This is a genomic window from Opitutia bacterium ISCC 52 (assembly GCA_014529675.2).
GTDB lineage: Bacteria > Verrucomicrobiota > Verrucomicrobiia > Opitutales > UBA2995 > UBA2995.
Window position 1 is genome coordinate 957,012 of the sequence record CP076040.1, and the last position, 13,842, is coordinate 970,853.

Here is a 13,842-nt window from a genome sequence, read left to right on the forward strand (position 1 = left end):
CCAACACCCCATGGCTAACACGCCCGCAAGCCTGCCCTGCTACAATGAAGGAGCCCGTTTGGCTGATTTTCTGCCTTCCTTGTGTAAGGCTATTCTGAAATCCGGTTTATCGGTCGAGGTTCAGATTGTCGATGATGGCTCAGAATTTTACCATCAGGGGCACTACCGAAGCCTTTTGAAACTGCTTCGCCCTGCTTTTTCATTTTTAAGGGATACTTTGACCCTAGATTTTAACCAAGGGAAAGGCCGTACAGTCTACGCGGGCTGGGATCAGGCAAAATCTGCGGATATGTTGGTTTTCGCAGATGCGGATGGGGCTGTTGGACCTGAAGAAGTCGTCCGAGTTCTGAAAATGGTGAATGAAAATCCGGAGACAGCTAACACGCTTTATGTAGCCAGCCGGATTAAAAACGAAACCTCGGAAGTAAACAGGCGAGCCATTCGCAACATCGGCGGTTTGACCTTTCGCTGGCTAAGGAAGCAGCTGTTTTCCTTACCAATTCAGGACACGCAATGCGGATTTAAAGTAGTGCCAAATGCATTCTTCACAGAAAACCGCGAAAAACTGATCGAACCAGGCTTCGCCTCCGACATCGAGCTCCTCTACCGCGCACAACAAGCTAATATTAACTTAAAGGAAGTCCCCGTAACCTGGAACGATATCAAAGGTGGCCATATGAGCTTTAGAAATTCAATCAGTCTGTTCAAAGATCTGCTGCGTTTGAAGTATCGTCTGGACAAGGAAGAATAATCCTAAAAATTGAAATCGTGAGGATTTCAAAAACAGTCTTCATCCCAGAAATCGAATTCAAATACCACGCAATTCGGTCACAGGGTCCAGGCGGGCAGAACGTCGATAAAGTTTCCTCGGCTGTCCAGCTGTTTTTCAATATTCCTCTGTCGAGTCTGCGGGAGGAGCTCAAGGAGCGATTGTTAAAATTGAAGGACAACCGCATAACTGCTAAAGGAGTTATCGTAATCAAGGCCCAGTCTTTCCGTAGCCAAGGAAAGAATGAAGAGGAGGCCCGACAAAGATTGGCCGAAATAATTCGCTCAGTTTTGATTCAACCAAAAAAGAGGCGACCCTCCAAGCCTTCCAGAGGAACTATAGAAAAACGGCTGAATTCAAAAAAACGTCGAAGCAAGAGCAAGAACCTACGGCGCCGGGTAAATCCAATTTAAAAAACGCCCGTTAAACCTGAGCGCTTGGAAGTGATACTTCCCTGGCTACCGGCGGGCGCCAGCATTTGGGCAGTGTCATTCTCAAAAGTCTTTGCCCCAACTGCGCAGGGACCCGTATATTCCTCAGCAATAGCGTCAGGAAATATATCAACTTGCCCAGACTCGCCTCCATCAAAAATAGCCTCTGTAACGTAAAAGCAACCAACAGTTTTTTCAAGAATTTTGATTATTGGCCAGTTTTTCTCGACATTTTATTATATCGCCTAAATAAAGGATCTTTAAATGTCTCAATAACCCCAAAAAAAGCTCAAAATGATAGATAGTATTATTGGTTTTATTAAACGTGCAACTGATGTGGGTGTAGCACTCATAGCGTTAGCTGTAGTTCTGCAAGTTATCTTCGGCACTCCAGTTGCTTTTATTGGCGTTGATGTAATTGGAAACCTCACTGGCATAATCCAAAATCTTGGAGAAGGTGGATTAGTAGGCCTAATTGCAGCAGCTGTCCTCTATTACATATTAGCTAAGAAATAAGTAATTCTTTTACTTATTAACGCGCCTAGGCTCTCAGTTGAGCTGTAACCGTAGCTAGTAGTCCGGCTAATGTCATCAGACACAGTAAACAGGCTACTACTTTTTCTAACAGTTGTGGTTACAGCTCAGTTGGGGCCAACAAACGGGGTCATGTCTTGACTCTTGACAAGGGTGCACCATACGGAGTCATGCCTTCCAACCTCGCCTAAAGGCTAGGATGGACACGGTGACACTTAACAAGGGTAAAACCCGAAATGGCCATTCCTTGATGTTGGTGTCACGTAGTTCGAAACTTGAATGGAGCATATCGGTCCTGACCGGAACCGTTCAATCGTGACGCCTCAGTCGAAGAGTATTGCTCGGCGGGTATCCGGGGCGATCAATCATTTCTTAGCAGGATTTTTCGAATCCGCCTTTTCTCTTTCGGTCGCGGTAGTTTTTCGCGGTTTTCTCCTCCAAAGTACGTTTGTCAAATGCCCCAGTAGCACAAGCGGTTTAAAATTTCTATTGGCTTTTATGCGGGCTTAGGATTCCATCGAGCACCGCTAATTTGGATTCATTTCACATGAAAATACTCTTTTTGCTTCTTGCGGTTTTCCTACCGCTTTCCTCTGCTCTGTCGAGAGTGGGTCTGCCCAACCTCGTCCTTATTATGGCGGATGATATGGGAATAGAATGCTTGGGGAGCTACGGGAGCGCGGCTTACGAGACGCCGAATCTGGACCGCTTGGCAGAGAACGGCGTTCGATTCGAGCACTGCTACTCCACACCGCTTTGCACCCCCTCCCGCGTGCAGATCATGACAGGCAAGTATGGATTTCGCAACTACGTCGACTTTGGAACCTTACCTTTGGATCAGGTGACATTCGCCAATCATCTCAAGGATAGTGGTTACGCTACTTGTATTGCGGGTAAATGGCAATTGGGGGGCGATAATAAGACTCCTGGTCACTTCGGATTCGACCAGTATTGTGTGTCCCATTTAGGAGGCCTGGAAGAGATACCCGACAAGGAGGCAAAGGGCCGCTTTGCTCACCCTCTAATCCAACAGGATGGGCGATATCTTCCGGGGGAACGCATTCAAGATGCCTACGGTCCGGACCTATTTTGCGACTACCTTCTGGAATTTATTGATGCGAACCAGGATAGACCCTTTTTCGCTTATTACCCGATGGTCCTCGTGCACACGCCTTTCGTGCCGACTCCCGATTCCCTTGAATGGAATGATCCCCTGCAGCGAGATAGTAAGGATAGCCGCCATTTTGCGGAAATGGTACGCTACGCCGACAAGCTAGTAGGCCGCATTGTCGAACGGCTAGAAAAGCGCGGCCTATTGGAAGAAACGCTAATCCTGTTTACGGGAGACAATGGTACGCATGTGAGCGTTTCGAGCGAGCTGCAAAACGGTTCAACGATACATGGCGGTAAAGGAACCATGTCGGATACCGGCACGCGGGTTCCTTTGATCGCCTCCTGGAAAGGGGTAGGCGCCCGAGGGTTGGTTTTCGAGGACCTTGTCGATTTTACCGATTTCCTTCCCACCCTATTAGAGGCGGGTGGCAGGTTGGATGCGATTGGTGAGGAGCTGGATGGGCGAAGCTTTTTGCCGCAAATCAGGGGCGAAAAGGGTGGCCCTCGTCAATGGGTGTTTTGCCACTACGATCCGAACGTCCCTTTTGGCGGGTTCCAGTTGCACGCGGGTCGTTGGGCACGGAATCAGCGCTTTAAACTGTATGAGGATGGCCGTTTTTACGACGTGGCGAACGATCCATGGGAGCAAAACGATCTTCAATCCTTCGTGAGAATCCCGGGCGCGTCATCAACGATGAAGGTGCTTCGGGAGGCCCTAGCGTCCATGCCTCCATGGGTGGAGAAAGGGGCGCCTCATCGGAGCTCGGAGCAGAATAGGAAGTACTTACAGAGTGTCCAGTAAACTGGACTGGGCGTTGCGGCGTACTTGTTTATCGCAGGAGAACATACGGGGTCATGTCTTCCAACGTCGCCTCAAGGCTTCCGCCTCCTGTTTAATGCGGCGAGATAAAATGAAGGCCACGGTGACGCTGGACAATGCGTGTGAAAAAACGGTCGGTCCTGGATGTTGGTGTCGCGGTAATCGAAACGTGAATGGATGGCTACGGCCTTGAGGTTTTGGGGAGATAGACTAGCGTGTGATCATGGTGCGATTAAGTGAGTGTGAAGTCGAAGCGTACAATAAGTTGGGTTTTGTGGTTCCGGAGTTTCGATTGTCTGCGGATCGTTTGGCCCAATTAAAGCAGGCGCTCGATCGGGTGATATCCGCGAATCCGGACACCAGGCCCGAAAAGCTCGTGAGTGTTCACTTGAAGCAGGATAGCGGAGAAGGCGTATCGGGTGATGATGTCTTCTTGGAAATTGCTCGGGACGAGGGGATCTTGGATCTGGTCGAACAGTTGATCGGCCCGGACATTATTCTCTGGGGCTGCCAGGCATTTTGTAAACCACCTGGCGATGGCATGGAAGTTCCCTGGCATCAGGATGGTCAATACTGGCCGATACGACCGTTGGCAACTTGCACGGTTTGGATCGCCATCGATGATAGTGTTGCCGAGAACGGTTGTCTGCGGGTGATCCCGGAATCACACACTGAACATACACTCTATAGTCACCTGAAAGAGGACCGGACTGATATTGTTTTAAACCAGCGGGTGGAGGATGCCTTGTTTGATGAATCCACGGCCGTCGACGTGGAACTCGAAGCCGGGCAATTGTCCTTGCACGATGTCTATTTGATTCACGGCTCGAACCCCAATCGCTCCACGCGTCGGAGAGCTGGGCTTGCTATCCGATACATGCCCGCTACGTCGTTGTTTGACCGTAGCCAGGTCTTTGAGAATTCCGGTTTTCGGGTGGACTTCGCAACGAGACCTTTGTGGTTGTTGCGCGGAAAAGATGTCACCGGCGCAAATGATTTCACTATCGGTCATTCGTGATACTTTATATGTATCCGATTGCTAAATACGTATATTACTTTTTCAGATAGGTCACGTCAAACTCCAGCCTTTGCGGTAGTCGCGGCGAATGAAGGGTTCTGCTTCGGGGACGTTGGTGGCGCGCATGTTCTTGGCGTCCCAATGAAGTTTTTTGCCGGCGCGGTAGGCGACGTTGCCGAGGTGGTTGGCTTCGGTGAGGAGGCCGGAGTATTCAAAGTCGCACATCGTGGCGGGTCCGCCTTTGCAGGCTTCGACCCAATCCTGGTGATGACCGGCGGAGGAGCGCGGTATAAACGGATCGGGGCCTTTGAAGTCGGTGAATTTGTCTTTGGGGAGGAGAAAGTGTTGTTTGTAGTCGGACAGGAGCATACCTTTATCGCCGACGAACAAATGCCCGCTGCCCCACTGGGGAATGCCCTGGTCTTTCCAGATCTGCGGTTTTTCCAGGCCTTGATACCAGGTGAGTTTTACGGGCGGTCTATTACCACGCGCTCCGTATTCATAAATGGCCTGCATGGATGCCGGGGCCATGTCGGGATGCGGCTTGGGGCCTTTGGCTTCCACGGTCAAAGGAGCATCCAGCTCCAGGGCCCAGAAGGGAAGGTCTATCCAGTGGCTGCCCAGATCGGACATGGTGCCGTTGCCAAAATTCCACCAGCGGTACCAGAGAGGTCCTTCAAAGTAATTGTGGTGAAAGGGCTTGTCGGGTGCCGGACCGACCCACAGATCCCAGTTTAAATAATCAGGGATGGGCTGGGTTTCTTTCGGCGTATCGATCACGATATAGCGGTCCTTGGCCGCGCGTGCGGCGGCCTCGCTTGTGTGCCATCCCCAGGCACGGGAATTCCAGACATGGGCTTCACACACTTTGCCGATGGCACCGGACTGAATCAGCTCTACTACGCGACGGTAGTTATCGTTGGCGTGGTTCTGGGTTCCCATCTGGGTAACGACGTTGGCATTTCGTGCCGCCATGCGAATGATACGTGCCTCCTCGATGTTGTAGGTAAGCGGTTTTTCGCAGTAGACGTGTTTACCCAGCTGCAGTGCGGGTAGGGTAGCAAAGGCGTGAGTATGCTCGGGCGTAGAAATCACCACCGCATCAAACTCCTTTTCGTGATCAAACAGTCTGCGGAAGTCGGTCGCTCTCCGGGCTTTGGGAAAAAACTTCGAGGCGAGGCCCGTCTTCTCCGCATTCACATCGCAGAGCGCGACGATATTTTCATCCTGGAAATAGCCGGCGTTGCGCTGGCCCCGATTTCCGAGACCGATCACCGCGATATCCAGTCGCTCATTCAGGTTGTGGCCCCGCAGGATGGCGGGTGCGCCGATAGTAGCAGCTACTCCGGCTGCCGCCGTGGTTTTGAGAAAAGAACGTCGATTCATAGGTGTAGGGTTCAAGATGCCTTTTTGTATAATGGACCGATGTGGATGGCGCAACAGGAATTGGTAGGAGCAAGGAGTTTGTTATTGGGGGAGGATATCGGTGATAAGGATGGAGCCCATGCTACCACTGTTTCTGCGAAATATCTACCGCATCGAGGGGGCGTAAAAAGGAGTCGCTCCTGGATGTGGGTGTCGCCTTGCTCGAAACTTGAATTTAACTCAGGTAATCGCGGTTGACGCGCAAGCCGAAGTAAATGCCGACAAAATTGCCGAGTGCACTGAGTGGGAAGGCGCTATAGAGGTTATCAAAACCACCACCGAGCCACCAGCCCAGGTAGCCTCCGATTGTCATTCCTACCAGGACGCACAATTTGTTCATGAGAGAAGAGATCGTTACTTTACTTGCGGAATCAATCCACCTTGGGATCGGAGGCTTTCTTTCAGAGGATTGTTACATATGGGTTGGTAGCGTTCTCAGCTAATTTTGATGGATATCTACGATATTCCAGAACTTGCATTCGATCTCGCCGAGATCCTGCAAGTCGCTCTTAAATCTCGAAACTGGGTCATTTGGGGCACGGTTTTCAGCTGAGCTTCTACAAGGGGTTACCCTAGTTAATTCTAGATAGGAGACAGGCCTGCCTACGTTGACAGTGACAGCATGCGGGGATAAGGTCCCTAGCCAGGTATCCTTGGTATAAATGAACCCGGTTCGAACCATGAAGCCCCTATATATTTTTTCCCTTCTCCTGAGTGCCTGCACTATATTTGCCACTGTTTCTTCTGCTCAATTACTGCTCTCCAGCAACATGGAGAACATGGATTGGCCCCTGAATGATTCCATACGTGTCGGAAACCGACTGTATGCCGACGATGGTGTGAGCCTGGCGGTTTCCGGTCAAAAGGGCGCAACTTTATTCGTGGCAGATACGACTGCCTATTTGGACAAAGTTCAACTACCCCTGACGCAGGTCCTTTTCACCAACAAATCGAATCCGGACTTTCCGGATTCGTTATGGCCATTTGGGGATGCTTACCAATACGAAAACAGTAGTAGCTACGAAGTCGGCGTTTTTGAAAACGCTGGAGGTCAAGTCGGGAAATTGTTGGAGAAGACCCAAGTGGAAAGCGTAACCACTTTCCCATGGGAGCAATTGCTTGGATATCCCAGTGTTCCTGATTTTGATTATCTGCCATTTTCGGAAGCAGAGTTTTCTAATACAACGCTTTTGCAAGCAGGCCAAAGCTATTTCCTGGGGTTTGCTGCCGCCTCTGAGGATTGGGGCTACATGTATTGGTGGAATGGAGAAGGACCGGGGGACACTATCATCGCCCAGACTCTGCTAAGCGACCTTACACCACTGGAATCAGATTGGGGCTGGCTGGCATCGAATTCGGATGCGGGGACTTCGCGGGCCTACCGGATTTTTGGAAGCTCCCAAGGGAGCATTGCTCCTGAACCTTCCACCTACGGTGTCTTCAGTGTATTGCTTCTGGTAATCCTGATTGTGATCCGAAGGCGGACCTACAAGCTCTGAACACACAAAAGCCTATGTTGCTGCTTCCTGTTTTGGCGGTCATTTCGTCTCAAGGCTACCGCATTGCCGGCCTAGTGTTATAAACTTCTAAAAACTAAATTTGGTTGGCATCGGGTGGGGTGGTGAGCTTGATTGGAGGCTTGGTGTAAACACTATGACCCGACTTATTCTTTTCTTACTTCTAGGCTGTAGCCTTTCGTTGGTGGCTGAGACCAGACCGAACATCGTTTTCATCTTGGCAGACGATCTCGGGTACGGGGACCTCAGTTCTTATGGAGCGACTCTGGTTGAAACCCCGAATATCGATCGCTTGGCGATCGAGGGGCGTAAATTTACGGATGCCCATTCGCCACATCCGGTTTGCACACCTACCCGCTACAGTCTGATGACCGGGCGTTACAGTTGGCGAACCTGGGCCAAGACGGCCAACGTCTGGTCGACGGATCCTATGCTGATTGATGACGATCAGTATACCTTGCCCAAGTTGCTCGGGGATGCTGGTTACCAAACGGCGCTGGTGGGGAAATGGCATTTGAGTTATGGGCGTCCCGGAGCTCCGGGCTGGGACGATGTGAAGGGGATCGACTACAATGGGAAAATTGCCCCCGGGCCGTTGGAGGCAGGGTTTGATTATTACTTTGGTGTTCCCCACGTCGGGCAGCAGCCGCATGTCTTTATCGAGAATCATCACGTGGTCGGGCTGACTCCCGAGTCGCCGCTTGAGCTGGTTATGGATGATCGCTGGTTGCATCGATCGTCCTACCTGGAGCGGCACATGTATCCACCCCGTCATCATTTCGAGGGTGGGGAAGGTGCCAAATACCGGCAGGAGGATTTGGCTCTCAAGCTGACTGAAAAAGCGGTGGACTGGCTCAAAGAAACTGCCCGGAACAAAGAGGAACCCTTCTTCCTCTACTTTGCTCACCGCAATGTGCATGGGCCCTATGCGCCTCATGAACGTTTTGTCGGCAAAAGTGAGATCGGTGTCTATGGCGACTTCCTGCTCGAACTGGATTGGTCGGTGGGGCAGATTCTCGACACACTGGATTCGCTAGGCACAGTCGATGATACTTTGGTGTTTTTCGCGAGCGATAATGGGGGCGTGCAAATGGGGCACAGGCCGACCGACTATGTGAACCACAATGGACACATGACCAACGGCCCTCTGCGCGGACAAAAAACTGAATCGCTCGAAGGTGGTCATCGCGTTCCTTTGCTCGCCCGCTGGCCTGGTCAAATCCCAGCTGGATCGACCTCGGATGATCTGGTGGCCCTAACCGATACGATGGCCACGTTGGCAGAGCTGATGGAAAGTGAATTGCCGGACGCAGCTGCTCCGGACAGCTGCAGCTTCCTGGGAGCGCTCCTCGATCAGGAACCATCCCAAGCTACCAGACGGGTGCTGGTGCATGAAAATTACCGTGGAGGTTATGGCATCCGTGTGGACGACTGGAAGCTCTTGATGATTCAGGGAGGAGGGGGCATCGGCTGGGATCCTTTCGACAATGATCGCGATCTGCCCAACGGACAACTCTATCACTTAAAGGAAGACCTGCAGGAATTGAACAATCTCTACGAATCTGAGCCTGAACGTGTCAGCGAGATGGTCACGCTGCTCAGAACCATTCGGAATACACCCGATTCCCGGGAGCTGAGTCGGTAGGGGAGGAGGCTTAAGTCGATTTTCACGAGGTAGATGTTTAGGGATTCGAATCGTAGTAGTAAACCCTCTCTTTATCTTCGCGGTTAGAATGGCCTTGTTTTGACATGCGGCTGATAAGAATACATACCGATTCTTTTAAAAATTTAAGACATGCGATCTAAGAAAAGATCTTCCAGTAAGCGGACGGAACGAAAGCCTTTAAAAAAGAAGACTGCCAAAAAACGTGCAAAGTGGCCACCGGAGCGGAAGCCCAAGCAGACGCAGCTTAATAAGCGTGCGAAGAAGGCGGCCAAGAAAAAAGTTAAGAGACCTGCCAAGAAGATGCCCAAGAAACGAGGGATCTGACTGTAACTTTCATCCAATAAAAAAAGACCCGCCAGAACGACGGGTCTTTTCCTTGCTTGAGGCTAAAATTTCTGGGCCGACAGATTAATCTAATTCTACAATCTGGAAGAGGGTTGTAGTATCACTGACTTCATTGGCTACAACAAGCAGAGGCTCTCCATTGGGGCTATCTTTTGCTGAGATAAACTTCAATCCTTCCCGACCGAGGTCGCCGGCAGCGGAGCTTGTTATATCTTCATTGAAGTCGCGGTTATTGGTGTAGCTTTCAAAGTTCACGGCTTTGGGGTTGGTGACGTCGTAAATCATGATGCCTCCGATACGTTCCAATCCGATAAACGCATAGACCTTGCCGCCAAGTTTACCGACGGTCACTGCTTCGGGTTCTGGGCCTTTATTGTCGCTACGCCCTTCAGGATCGTTTTCGTCATTGTTGGCGTTGAAGTTGTCGGGGTAAGTCAGCGCTGTGATTTGTTCGAAGTCGTCGCCACTATCGAAAATCAGATTACCTTCCTCGTCCCAGATGGTGAAAGACCTGGTTCCGTATGAAAAGAGTGCTTCGTAATCGGAGTCCGCGTCGGTTTATCCCAAGGGATTTGAACAAGCGGCCCGCAGAGATGCCTGGCCTCCGAGAGGTGGCAATTCGGGAAGCGATCCCGAATTTGCAGCGAAGCAACTGCTCGATGCCTGGAAAATTGACTGCGCTATACTCAACCCTCTTTACGGCACCTCCTATTTGCATAACCAGGATTTTGGGAACGCTTTGACCCGTGCAGTTAATGACTGGCAGGTCGCGGAGTGGTTGGAACGTGACCCTCGCTGGCGAGCTTCGATGCTGGTGAATATTAAGGACCCGGAATGGTCGGCGAAGGAGATCAGGCGAGCGGCCCTCGATCCTCGCTATGTGCAGATTCTTTTGCTCTGTCGATCTCCACAGCCTTATGGCTGTCGTCAATACGATCCGATTTTCAAGGCGGCGGCTGAAGTTGGGCTACCGATTGGCATCCACTTTGGGGGCTATAGCGGACTCCCCATCACGCCCTGTGGCTGGCCTTCCTTCTACCTCGAAGATCACACACATATGACTCAGGCCTTTCAAACGCAGATTGTGAGCCTGATTTGTGAAGGTGTGTTTGATCGCTACCCTGATTTGCGAGTCGTGCTCATGGAGGGTGGATTTGCCTGGATACCGGCCCTGATGTGGCGTCTGGATAAGGACTATGTGGGACTTCGGAGTGAGGTTCCCTGGCTCAATAAATTACCCAGTGAATATCTGCTCGATCACTTTCGATCTACGACGCAGCCGATGGAGGAGCCACCCAAGCCTGAGTATCTCATGCAGATCTTCGACATGATCGGACGGGATGATTTTTTCATGTTTGCTTCGGACTATCCACATTGGGAATTTGACGCGCCGGACCGGGCCTTTCCATCTACGGTGCCAGAAGCGTTGAAGCAAAAACTGTTTTCAGAGAATGCGGAGGCGATCTATGACTTCGACCGTGCATGATATAGGTTCTATTGACGACTTTGAGTCAGGTGTGCCCAAGGCTATTGAGGTAGAAAAAAAGCCTCTGGTGGTGGTGAGAAATGGGAATTAGTTTTACGCAATGCGTGATGTGTGTCCCCATGCCGGTGCTCGGTTTTCGGAAGGACGGGTGAGCGGGTTGGTGCAAGGAACCCATCCCGATGAGCCGGTCGGATTTTGCCGGAAAGGAGAGATTATTACTTGTCCGTGGCATGGGTGGGAATTTGATCTCACCACGGGGTAGTCCGTTGTTCACCCTGATCGCGTTCGAGTAAAGGTCTACAAAGCAAGTGTAGTCGAAGTACGGGTACGGTTTGAGCTTTGACGCTCGGGTTGATTAGTCTTGTCCTGCGAGTTCCTTGAGGAAGGCCAGCGTAAATAAGGCGGCCTGCCTGGCTGCGATGGGTCCGTATACTTTATAATCCTCCGAAGCGTCGCCGGCCTGAATCAGATCGCTGCCACCACGAAAAGCGATCCAGGGCATATCCATGAACGTGCAAACCTGGCCCAGTGCGGCGGTCTCCATAGCGAAGAGATCAGTGCCGAACTTGTTTACGATTTCTTCGTACTTCCACTGATTAATACTAAATAGATCGCCGGTGACGATGGATCCCGGTGACACCACGGTATTGTAGCTGAGGCCATCCACTTTGATCGGTTCGGGAGACGAGTAGTTTCGGGCAACTTGCCTGGCCAGGGAAAATAAATCGGGGTCCGGATGGAACAGGGGCTCCCTTCGCAGGTTGGGTGTGGGTCCAATAACGGGGCGGACCTCCATACCTTCTTCCGTTAGGTTTCCTGCATCATGAAAGGTAGTTTCTTCAATGATGAAAACGTAGCCAGCCTTTATCTCCGTTTTGACCCTTGCCCCAGTTCCACTGAATATGACTCGGCTTGGTTTGAAGGTGGTAATGAGGGCTCCGCTTGTCATTCCGGTGTTGGTTTTGCTCACCCCGGTTAAGGCAACCACTACTGGCATCCCATAGAGTTTCCCCGTGGTATAGGGGATGTTGTAGAGATCACCGGACTCTGCTTCGGTCAACTCCTCTAGAATCGGGGTCATTTCCCACGGAACTGCCCCAAGAATTAGGGTGGTTGGCGGCTCTGTATGAGAGTCGGCCACGAGACCGGTGATAGTTAAGAAGAAAGCAAAGGCGGTGCAGAGTGGGCAGTGCAGGCAGGATTTCATAGTAGCCAAGCTGCAAGCCTCATGCCAGCTGCTGGGGAGCCGATGATTCGGCTCTATGAAACTTCTTTACCTACCTGATCGTCGCCGAAAGGTTTGTGGCTCCCATCACAAAATGGTGCATTTTGTGTAGCCTTGCACTGACAGAGCCAGGCTTTGCCGTCTTTGTCGGCTTTGAAGATTTTTGGAGCCATGCCCGAACCCGCGTGCTTACCATCACAGAACGGCTGATTATCAGAATGACCACAGGTGCAGAAGGCGTAGGATTTACCGGCCTCGAGTTCGACGGGTGTTGGTGTGTTGGCGGCGATGATAGGTTTGCTCATGGAATAGGATAATTCACTAATTGCGGCCTTGGGTCAAAGCCTTAGAATGATGACCGTTCGTGAGAAATGATTCAAAAGGTAGCGCCAAGGTAGTTGGAGCCAGTGTCAGTGCACTCAGATTGATGAAATCGTTGCCTGAACATCACTGTTCATGGTGGACGTTTTGCTGTGTCATCCAGTCGAGGAAGCGCTCGTGCCAGTTGTAAAGAGGGAGACCCCTTTGGCGTATGCCATAGCTCAGGGCCATATCTCCGGTGCTTTTCATAATCTCTACTAATTATTGTTTCGTGGGCTTGCGCTGTGGTAGCCCCAAAGCCAGTTTGGGTCCCTAATGGTTGAGCTAGGAAAACAAAATTCACTGAAACCCGTGCGAGACTCCGCTAGCGGATGCTACCTGGACGGTGGTGAGCTGGGGGAGATTTTGCTGCCGAAAAAGTTTATGACGGAGGAGCTGCGGCAGGCGGAGAGCATTTCGGTGTTTGTTTATAAGGATTCAGAAGATCGTTTGGTTGCGACTACTGAAACGCCGAAAGCGATGGTCGGACAATTCGCCACGCTGGAAGTATTGAGTGCGAATCCGAAAGTGGGTGCATTCCTGGATTGGGGATTGAGCAAGGATCTGCTCCTGCCATTCCGGGAACATAAAAGCGATCCCATGGAGGGTGACTATTGTGTGGTTTATATTCTGGTCGATGAGCTGAGTGGACGAATCATTGCCAGTGAGCGGCTGACTGAATTTGTAGATCAGGAACCGTCTGCCTATGAAAGTGAAGAAGAGGTCGATCTTCTCGTGATCGATGAAACGCCTCTGGGCTACAAGGCGATCATCAATGATAAACATTTAGGTTTACTCTACCACAGTGATCTCTCGGAGCCACTTGAGTATGGGCAATGGATCGTCGGTTATGTTTCACAGGTAAGGGAGGATGGAAAGATTGACCTTCGTCGTGACCGTTCCGGTTACAAGCGTTTGGAGCCGATCGCAGAACAGATCCTGGAGGCGCTCAACGCGAATGAGGGCGTGCTCCCATTCAATGATAAGTCGTCGCCAGAATCCATTCGGGCTGAATTTGATGTAAGTAAGCAGGCTTTCAAGCGAGCTATAGGTACGCTTTATAAGCAGAAGAGGATACGTATTAAAGAGGACGGAATTGTGCTCAGCGATACGACGGGTTGAGCGTTATAGAA

The 13,842-nt window shown here is 51.0% G+C and carries 15 protein-coding genes and 1 pseudogene; 11 read left to right on the forward strand and 5 right to left on the reverse strand.

The window, feature by feature from the left end:
• Positions 1-10: 10 nt before the first annotated feature.
• The 5 genes from GA003_04130 to GA003_04150 all read left to right on the forward strand — a co-directional run bounded on the left by GA003_04130 (position 11) and on the right by GA003_04150 (position 4,685).
• Positions 11-751, forward strand: a complete 741-nt coding sequence (locus tag GA003_04130; protein ID QXD29173.1) for a glycosyltransferase — start codon at positions 11-13, stop codon at positions 749-751.
• Positions 752-765: 14 nt separating this feature from the next.
• Entirely contained in the window at positions 766-1,182 is a 417-nt protein-coding gene (gene arfB, locus GA003_04135; GenBank protein QXD30335.1) for an aminoacyl-tRNA hydrolase, read from the forward strand.
• 312 nt (positions 1,183-1,494) lie between these two features.
• Positions 1,495-1,716, forward strand: a complete 222-nt coding sequence (locus GA003_04140; protein QXD29174.1) for a hypothetical protein — start codon at positions 1,495-1,497, stop codon at positions 1,714-1,716.
• A 565-nt stretch (positions 1,717-2,281) separates the two neighbouring features.
• Positions 2,282-3,649 (forward strand): sulfatase-like hydrolase/transferase, encoded by a 1,368-nt coding sequence (locus GA003_04145; GenBank protein QXD29175.1) that lies wholly within the window; start codon positions 2,282-2,284, stop codon positions 3,647-3,649.
• Between the two features lie 241 nt (positions 3,650-3,890).
• Positions 3,891-4,685, forward strand: coding sequence for a phytanoyl-CoA dioxygenase family protein (locus tag GA003_04150; protein ID QXD29176.1), 795 nt, complete (start codon positions 3,891-3,893; stop codon positions 4,683-4,685).
• 51 nt (positions 4,686-4,736) lie between these two features.
• On the opposite strand, the gene GA003_04155 is transcribed toward GA003_04150, so the two are convergent.
• Both GA003_04155 and GA003_04160 read right to left on the reverse strand, forming a co-directional pair.
• On the reverse strand, positions 4,737-6,071 hold the full coding sequence (locus tag GA003_04155; protein ID QXD30336.1) for a Gfo/Idh/MocA family oxidoreductase: 1,335 nt from the start codon (positions 6,069-6,071) through the stop codon (positions 4,737-4,739).
• Positions 6,072-6,285: 214 nt separating this feature from the next.
• A complete protein-coding gene (locus tag GA003_04160; protein ID QXD29177.1) occupies positions 6,286-6,450 on the reverse strand; it encodes a hypothetical protein in 165 nt (54 codons plus the stop codon).
• A 340-nt stretch (positions 6,451-6,790) separates the two neighbouring features.
• On the opposite strand from GA003_04160, the gene GA003_04165 reads away from it, so the two are divergent.
• From GA003_04165 to GA003_04175, 3 genes are all read left to right on the forward strand, one after another.
• A complete protein-coding gene (locus tag GA003_04165; protein ID QXD29178.1) occupies positions 6,791-7,609 on the forward strand; it encodes a hypothetical protein in 819 nt (272 codons plus the stop codon).
• 154 nt (positions 7,610-7,763) lie between these two features.
• Complete coding sequence (locus tag GA003_04170) at positions 7,764-9,272, forward strand: arylsulfatase (protein ID QXD29179.1); 1,509 nt, start codon at positions 7,764-7,766, stop codon at positions 9,270-9,272.
• 150 nt (positions 9,273-9,422) lie between these two features.
• Positions 9,423-9,617 carry a hypothetical protein gene (locus GA003_04175; GenBank protein QXD29180.1) on the forward strand — a complete coding sequence of 65 codons (195 nt, stop codon included), beginning with the start codon at positions 9,423-9,425 and terminating at the stop codon, positions 9,615-9,617.
• A gap of 84 nt (positions 9,618-9,701) precedes the next feature.
• On the opposite strand, the gene GA003_04180 is transcribed toward GA003_04175, so the two are convergent.
• On the reverse strand, positions 9,702-9,989 hold the full coding sequence (locus tag GA003_04180) for a hypothetical protein (protein QXD29181.1): 288 nt from the start codon (positions 9,987-9,989) through the stop codon (positions 9,702-9,704).
• A 208-nt stretch (positions 9,990-10,197) separates the two neighbouring features.
• Between GA003_04180 and GA003_04185 the strand changes: the two are divergent.
• Positions 10,198-11,124 (forward strand): annotated as a pseudogene (locus tag GA003_04185) (amidohydrolase).
• Positions 11,125-11,224: 100 nt separating this feature from the next.
• Positions 11,225-11,386, forward strand: a complete 162-nt coding sequence (locus tag GA003_04190) for a Rieske 2Fe-2S domain-containing protein (protein ID QXD29182.1) — start codon at positions 11,225-11,227, stop codon at positions 11,384-11,386.
• 93 nt (positions 11,387-11,479) lie between these two features.
• Here GA003_04190 and GA003_04195 read toward each other — a convergent pair whose 3' ends face one another.
• Both GA003_04195 and GA003_04200 read right to left on the reverse strand, forming a co-directional pair.
• A complete protein-coding gene (locus tag GA003_04195; GenBank protein QXD29183.1) occupies positions 11,480-12,331 on the reverse strand; it encodes a 5'-methylthioadenosine/S-adenosylhomocysteine nucleosidase in 852 nt (283 codons plus the stop codon).
• A 53-nt stretch (positions 12,332-12,384) separates the two neighbouring features.
• Positions 12,385-12,654 carry a CDGSH iron-sulfur domain-containing protein gene (locus tag GA003_04200; protein ID QXD29184.1) on the reverse strand — a complete coding sequence of 90 codons (270 nt, stop codon included), beginning with the start codon at positions 12,652-12,654 and terminating at the stop codon, positions 12,385-12,387.
• Between the two features lie 331 nt (positions 12,655-12,985).
• Between GA003_04200 and GA003_04205 the strand changes: the two genes are divergently transcribed.
• Positions 12,986-13,831, forward strand: coding sequence for a GntR family transcriptional regulator (locus GA003_04205; GenBank protein ID QXD29185.1), 846 nt, complete (start codon positions 12,986-12,988; stop codon positions 13,829-13,831).
• The last annotated feature ends 11 nt before the right edge of the window (positions 13,832-13,842 follow it).